Raw genomic sequence first — 6,760 nt, 5'->3', positions numbered from 1 at the left:
GGGCTTCCGAGGTTTTTGACAAGATTGCCCTCGAACGCCTCGAGGACGCTTATCTAAGGGATCTGGAGCAGATGTCTGCCCGTGCGGGCATCCGGATGGTTTCACACTAGCCCGCATTTTTCACAGTTCTCGGGTTTTTTCGGGGGGCAGGCGTTTTATTCGGGTTTGGTGATTTGACTGTTTTCAGGGTACAGAGCACCTGCGCCGCGTTATGCGGTGCTCGGGTTTGTCTGCAATGTAATCCTCTATTGTTGAAGGAAAAGCTTGGTGTCCTGCGGCATCACCGGGCCGCGGTGCAAATTCGGGCGCGAGCTGGGGAAAACTCCTGCGCATATGGACGGGAGGAGGCCATGGCGATCTTGATGCGGCGGACCGATACGCGCACCAGAGCGCCGATTTTCAGAAGTTTCAGCCGGATCGTGCCGCAGGTGGCCTGGGCGAGCCGCGTGTGGGGTAACTCGATGCGGCGCAGGGCGCAGATCAGGACATAGGCGAATGACGGGAACCAGAGCCGGAGTTGGTTGGCCCTCATCGTGCGGGCGCGGGTGCGGTCCGCATAAAGATCAAGCTGGTACTCCTTGATCCGGTTCTGCATCTCACCGCGCGTGCAATAAAGGTCCTCGTAAAGAGGCCTTGCGGTGCCGTTGCAGGTTTTCGGCGAGGTGACAATGAAACGCGGGTACTGCCCCTTGAGCGTCCATTCCGCCTTACCGATTACCCGCCGCCGCGACCAGCTCCCCCTGGTGGGCCTCGGGAAGTCACGGAACACGCGCTACGGGGCGCCGTTCGTGCGGCAGGTGCGGCAAGCTGCTGCTAGAGCCGGTGCGATCCTCTGTTCCAGCCGCGCATAACAAGCCAACCTCGCGGGCCTCGCACCATGCCATCAGCTTGTCACGGGCAAAACCGCTGTCGGTGCGCAACACGATGCGCACCTTTGGCCAGATCTGACGTTCAAAAAAGATACGCACGAACGTTACAAAGACCAATTTATCTAGAAATACTGCAATTACCATCTACCCAGTCTTGATAATAGCAAACTCTATAGCTGATATAACCATCACCAGCCATTGTTGAAGTCGGTGAATTGTAACCTGGACGCATTCGCCCTGACCCGCAAGCAGTTCCGCCGCTGCAATTTCCGCCAGGTGTTCTCCATTCAACTATGATTGAAGCATCACACAGGTTTTGAAGCCATTCTCTTCCATTCTTCGTCCAGAAGTTCACACACCGGTCCTGTGCAGAAGCAGTTGAGGGAACTGCTCCAAGAAAAAGGATAATTCCCAATGACATCAAAAAGGGTTTTCTTAAACGCATGGCTTTCCCTCCAAAAATAGTTTTGAACGAGAGCGGTCCCTACTGATCATGTTGCGCTCGTTCCTCCCGATTGAGGACATCGTCGACGCTTTCCGTGCACAGGCAGAATCACGATGTCGTGGCTGAGCCTCAGCAGACCCTATTTACGAAACTTACGTAATCGAAATACTTGCGCATGATGCATTTGCACTACGCATCTGCGGGTTGCGGAAATGACTGCACACCGTTTCGGCCAGCCCGCATTTCTCACAGTTCTCGGGTCTTGTCGGGGGGGAGGCGGTGGGTTTAGCCATGAAGTGCAGCAGGTAACGGGACTGTTCGGTTTGCCATAAGGGATTGAGTGTCAGTGGTTATGGAGCCGCTTGGCGGCGCTTGAGCGCGCTGGAGACTCAATCCCTTATGCCGAGATCGCGAGGAAGCCTTTCAAGGCACATTATGTCTTGAAAGGCTTCCCTGAGAAAGAACGCATCAGAGTGAGCAGCTGACATTAGATTGAGCAGCTGACATTGCGTTGCACTTCGCGCTTGAATTCACCGCATCATGCGCCCCTCGCCAACAGATAGGCTTCCAGATGCCGGTGGAGCCGGTGGCTGATGACCGCGAAATCCTCCACTTGGCGGGACTGTTGCAGGATGGCGCAGTGCATGATGAAGGCGACTAGGCCGTCGTGCAATTCTTCCGGCGTCCGGTCTTGCCGCAAGGCTGGCGTCATGGTGCCGGATGTCTGCCAATGCCGCAGGAACGAGATGAGCCGGGCATCGAGCGCGTCCAGCTGCGCGACGAATTCGGGCGCGCAATGGCCCTTTGTCACACCGATATTTTCCATGAACACCCGCAACATCGTCTGTGACGAGGTGATCACTTCCATGAGCGCCATCATGCGCTTGACCAATGCGCCGAGCGGGTCGGCCATATCGGCTTCGGATGTCATGCCGTCCGCATCCGAAACGGCGCGCAGATCCTTCAGCCGGTCAAGCAGCAGATAGGACAGGAGCCCGTCCATGTCGCCGAAATGGGAGAATACCGTGCCCTTGGCCACCCCGGCTGCCTGTGCGACGGCTTCTGCGGTGATGTCGTCCAGTGTTCCGGATCGGGCGATATCCTCTGCCGCGGTCAGAATTTTCTGGCGCGTCAGCGCCGTGCGGGCCTGGGGTTTTCGGGGCTTTGGGGCGTTGTTCTGTGAATGATTGGCCATGCGTGCTGCTGCGGTTCGTGACTTAAAAATTGACCAAGGTCAATTTAGTGATTGACTCCAGCCTCCACTTGCGTCAATAAAATGACCGAGGTCAAGATTTTTTGCCCGGATCGCGTTGAATGGTCCCGGGAATCGGGCTGGCGACCGGAAATCCAAACGGAGCAAGTGACATGGCAAGACGGGTGTTGGTGCTGGATGGTCATCCGGCAGGGGAGACTTTTTGCGGTGCGTTGGCGGGTGCTTATGCGGATGCGGCCCGGAAGGCCGGCCACGACGTCAGGATCCGTCACCTGTCGTCCATGACATTTGATCCCGATTTCGGCTTTGCCTCCTATCGGGATTTCAAGCCCTGGGAACCGGATCTGGTAGCCTTCTGGGCGGATCTGGAATGGTGTGAGCATGTTGTCATTGCCCATCCGCTCTGGTGGGGCGGGTTGCCTGCCAAGTTGAAGGGGCTGATTGACCGTGTTCTGCTGCCGGGAAAGGCGTTCAGTTATGAAAGGGGCGATAAGATGCCAAAAAAACTGATGGACGGGCGCAGCTCTGAAGTGCTGGTCACCGCCGACACGCCGGGCTGGTTCTTCCGCCTTGTCTATGGCTCCGGCGTCCGCAAGCAGATGAAGCATCAGATCCTGAATTTCTGCGGCCTCAAGATGAAGGGCTATGCGTGGTTTTCCCCGATCCGGAGCTCGACCGGCGACAGCCGCGCCGCCATGCTCGCCCGCGCCGCCCGTCTGGGAGCGGCGTTGGGCTGATGCGCCCCGAAGGATCCGTTTCATAGCGAAAAGATTTGTTCAGAGACCGTTGGGTGCCAGGTCAAATACCTTGCGGCCTTCCGCAAATTTTTTTGGTTGTCCGATCTTGCGTCTCTCACGTGGGACCCAATTTCGTGAAGATTGAGATTGTATCAAAAGACTATAATGCGCGGGGATTTTATGGAGCCGGTCAATATTTTAACAGCCATTAAGCGTCTTGAACCGGGTAGGTTGCTTGATATCGGCGCAAGGGATTGCAAGTTATCCCGTGCATTCGCCGAGCTTGGATATCGCGTCGACGCTCTTGATCCGCAGTCCTTGTCTGGCGGTGGCCCCGGGCGGGGGGTGACGTTCCATCAAACAAGATTTGAGGATTTTGATACGAACGAGCCATATGACCTTATCCTCGCGTCGCTCGTGTCACATCACATTGATTACACAATCCCGGAATTTCTGCTACGCCTTAAGGCGATTCTGGGGGAAGGTGGCCTGATCTACATCACATTGCTTGGTTCAGATGATGGCTGGGCGGCAAGCCCGCGCGCCAAAGCTATGGATTTTGAGCAGGCATTGCATGTGCTGAAAAGCGTGGGACTGCGTCCGGTTTATCGGTCCTCAGAATGGCTCGAAGGGTATGTTTATTCAGGAGAAGCCAAATACTGGAATCTGTATCGATTTGTCCTGGAGAGGGAAACATGCTCCTGAAAGAGCTATGGATTGTGCCGGTTGACAATCGGGCTGCTTTCAGCGGCATGACCTTGTGCTTGGTGGAGCCGTAGTCTGAGAACGGGGCCTGCCAACCATAGGTCCTGAAGGAGTTGAAACCGGTGGCTTCCCAATTCTTGAGAAAACCGGCGGTTTTTGCCAGATGATCCCCGGGAAGTGATGCGAACAGTCCGGGTGGTGAGCGCGTGAGGCGTTCCGATCAACGAACGCTTTGAACGCCATTCACCGGAACCCGATCTCCAGCAATAGGGGCTTGGGGGCGCCAATTTGTCTGACCGTTGGGGCGCCGGGCCGGTTCCAGCGGAACAGGGTGACATGCCACAGGCCCGGGCGGCGGCGGGAGGGGTCGATCAGCCCGTCAAAACCCATTGCCCGGATCCTGTCGGCGGCGCGCCAGGAGGGTGGTTCGCCGCCTGCCTCCAGCACAGGGATCCAGCTTTGACGGGCGTCTTCGTAAAGCCCGATTGCCTCCGGATGGCGCAGGTCCAGAAGGTTTGCGGTCCGCACCTCGAAAGTGAGCAAAACCCGTTCTTGATTGGCCTCCGTCACATACTGGCCGATGGCGACCCGGGCGCTGGTCTCGTCCGGGCTCAGGTAAAGGGCGTCCTGCCTCGGCCGGTTGAAGCGAGACGGTGGCCGGTGCGGATCGCCGCGCTTCAGAAGGATCTGTTCGTCTTCTTCCCTTGCAATCTTGACGAATGCGCCGCCGATGCAGGTCCTCAATGGCGATGCTCCGGATGCCGGTGATGGCGCTCGGCCTTGGCCTGATACACGGTTTCCAGAGGCGTGAAGCGGTTGGGATCCGCCATCAACCAGTAGGTTGAATAGCCCGAGATGTCATGGTTGTCGGACAGGAGCTGGCCGGGTTTCAGCCAGGTCAGAATGGCGCTGGCCGGCTTTGTGACGCCGCGTTCCTCGTGAAGGTAAAAATGCTCGGGCTGGAACTGGCTCGGGTGGTCCAGTCCTGCGGCAGCCGTGAAGTCAGCCAGTGCCTTCAAGGTGTTGCGGTGGAAATTGCTCACCCGTGTGGCCTTGTCAGGCACGTTGAGGGCGCCCTGACGCACCAGATCCTGGGTTGCAACACCGGTCGGGCAGGTGTTGGTGTGGCACTTTTGCGACTGGATGCAGCCGAGCGAGAACATGAAGCCCCGGGCGGAGTTGATCCAGTCGGCTCCCAGTGCCATGGTCGAGGCGAGATCGAACGCGCTGATCAGCTTGCCGCTGGCGCCGATCTTGATGTTCTGGCGCAAGTTGGTGGCAACCAGCGTGTTGTGCACGAACGCCAGTCCGGTGCGCAAGGGCGTGCCGAGATGGTTTGAAAACTCGATCGGCGCCGCGCCCGTGCCGCCTTCGGCTCCGTCGACGACGATGAAATCCGGCGTGATCCCGGTTTCCAGCATGGCCTTGACGATGGCCATGAATTCCCAGCGGTGGCCAAGACACAATTTGAAGCCGGCCGGCTTGCCGCCGGACAGGTCTCTCAGCTGCTTGACGAATTGCAACAGCTCGATCGGGGTGGAAAAGGCGGTGTGCGCGGAAGGGGACACACAGTCGACACCGACCGGCACCCCGCGGGCCTCGGCGATTTCCTCGGTCACCTTGGGGCCGGGAAGCACGCCGCCATGGCCGGGCTTTGCCCCCTGGCTCAACTTGATTTCGATCATCTTGACCTGAGCGGACCGGACCTGTGCGGCGAATTTCTCCGGATCGAACAGGCCGTCCTTTGTCCGGCAGCCGAAATAGCCGCTGCCGATTTCCCAGATCAGGTCGCCACCGCCTTCCCGGTGATAGCGCGAAATGCTGCCTTCGCCGGTGTCATGCGCGAAATTGCCCATCTTCGCACCCTGGTTCAGCGCCAGGATCGCGTTGCCGCTCAAGGCCCCGAAGCTCATTGCCGAAACATTGAACAGGGAATGGGAATAGGGTTCCTTGCATTCCGGCCCGCCCACAGTCACGCGCATGTCGTCTCCGGTCGGCTTGTGCGGCGAGATCGAGTGGTTCACCCAGGCATATTCCTCGGCATAGACATCGCGCTCGGTGCCGAAGGGCAGATTGTCCTCGATGCCCTTGGCCCGGTCATAGACCATGGAGCGTTTTTCGCGCGAAAACGGCCTGCCGTCCTGATTGCTCTCGAAGAAATACTGGCGCAGTTCCGGCCGGATCGCCTCGGACAGATAGCGGAAATGGCCGATCACCGGATAGTTGCGCAAGACCGCATGATCGATCTGCTGCTTGTCGTAAAGGCCGACAATCGTCAGGGCCCCGGCAATCAGGAACAACCAGAAAAACAGAAAATCAACCGACAGCATCAAAATGAAGAAGATCACCGTCAGGACGGCGAGGGTGTAGAAAATGTAGTAACGCGAGTCGAGGTTCACGGCGGGCTTCCTTTTCTTGAAAAGGGGCTGGCTGACCTGACTGTGTCAGGCTGAAGCGCGCTTGCATAGGAAAAACAACCGCAAATGCCTACCCACACTACGTTTTTCTTACCAATATGGGAATGTGACGCCCGAGTGGCCGATGTCCAGTTTTTTAGCAGTGAAATTCAATAACACTACACCAACGTTTCATTCGTTATGAAGGATTGATCGTCTAGGGTTGGAAAGCCTCTGCTATTTCTTGTGTCACATCCCTTGGTGTCAAAAAGACGACTTTTTGAAAAAAGTTCTACTAAATATAAAGGTTCCATCCTTTATTAATAGTATATTATACTTATATTTTCTGGAAATATTATTTAGCATTTGATCTGATATTTCGATTTTATCTGATA

At 56.8% G+C, this 6,760-nt stretch carries 5 protein-coding genes and 1 pseudogene; 2 read left to right on the top strand and 4 right to left on the bottom strand.

Going from position 1 to position 6,760, the window contains the following annotated elements; genetic code table 11:
• Positions 1-280: 280 nt before the first annotated feature.
• Both E1297_RS05500 and E1297_RS05490 read right to left on the bottom strand, forming a co-directional pair.
• Positions 281-941 (bottom strand): annotated as a pseudogene (locus E1297_RS05500) (transposase); the annotation flags it as partial.
• A gap of 911 nt (positions 942-1,852) precedes the next feature.
• Positions 1,853-2,509, bottom strand: coding sequence for a TetR/AcrR family transcriptional regulator (locus E1297_RS05490; RefSeq protein WP_155134974.1), 657 nt, complete (start codon positions 2,507-2,509; stop codon positions 1,853-1,855).
• Between the two features lie 119 nt (positions 2,510-2,628).
• Here E1297_RS05490 and E1297_RS05485 point away from each other — a divergent pair, with 119 nt between their 5' ends.
• Together E1297_RS05485 and E1297_RS05480 are read left to right on the top strand one after the other, a co-directional pair.
• Positions 2,629-3,264, top strand: a complete 636-nt coding sequence (locus tag E1297_RS05485; RefSeq protein ID WP_209015656.1) for an NAD(P)H-dependent oxidoreductase — start codon at positions 2,629-2,631, stop codon at positions 3,262-3,264.
• Positions 3,265-3,429: 165 nt separating this feature from the next.
• A complete protein-coding gene (locus E1297_RS05480) occupies positions 3,430-3,969 on the top strand; it encodes a bifunctional 2-polyprenyl-6-hydroxyphenol methylase/3-demethylubiquinol 3-O-methyltransferase UbiG (RefSeq protein WP_155134971.1) in 540 nt (179 codons plus the stop codon).
• Between the two features lie 243 nt (positions 3,970-4,212).
• On the opposite strand, the gene E1297_RS05475 is transcribed toward E1297_RS05480, so the two are convergent.
• Together E1297_RS05475 and E1297_RS05470 are read right to left on the bottom strand one after the other, a co-directional pair.
• The gene (locus tag E1297_RS05475; RefSeq protein ID WP_209015655.1) at positions 4,213-4,713 is read right to left on the bottom strand and encodes an RES family NAD+ phosphorylase; all 501 of its coding nucleotides are present in this window, start codon (positions 4,711-4,713) and stop codon (positions 4,213-4,215) included.
• On the bottom strand, positions 4,710-6,299 hold the full coding sequence (locus E1297_RS05470) for an FMN-binding glutamate synthase family protein (RefSeq protein ID WP_155134983.1): 1,590 nt from the start codon (positions 6,297-6,299) through the stop codon (positions 4,710-4,712). The genes E1297_RS05475 and E1297_RS05470 overlap by 4 nt, the downstream gene beginning before the upstream one ends.
• Positions 6,300-6,760: the final 461 nt, after the last annotated feature.

This window comes from Roseibium sp. RKSG952, assembly GCF_009711355.1.
The sequence above is the reverse complement of the archived record's forward strand: the minus strand, read 5'-3'. Positions and strand labels throughout refer to the sequence as shown.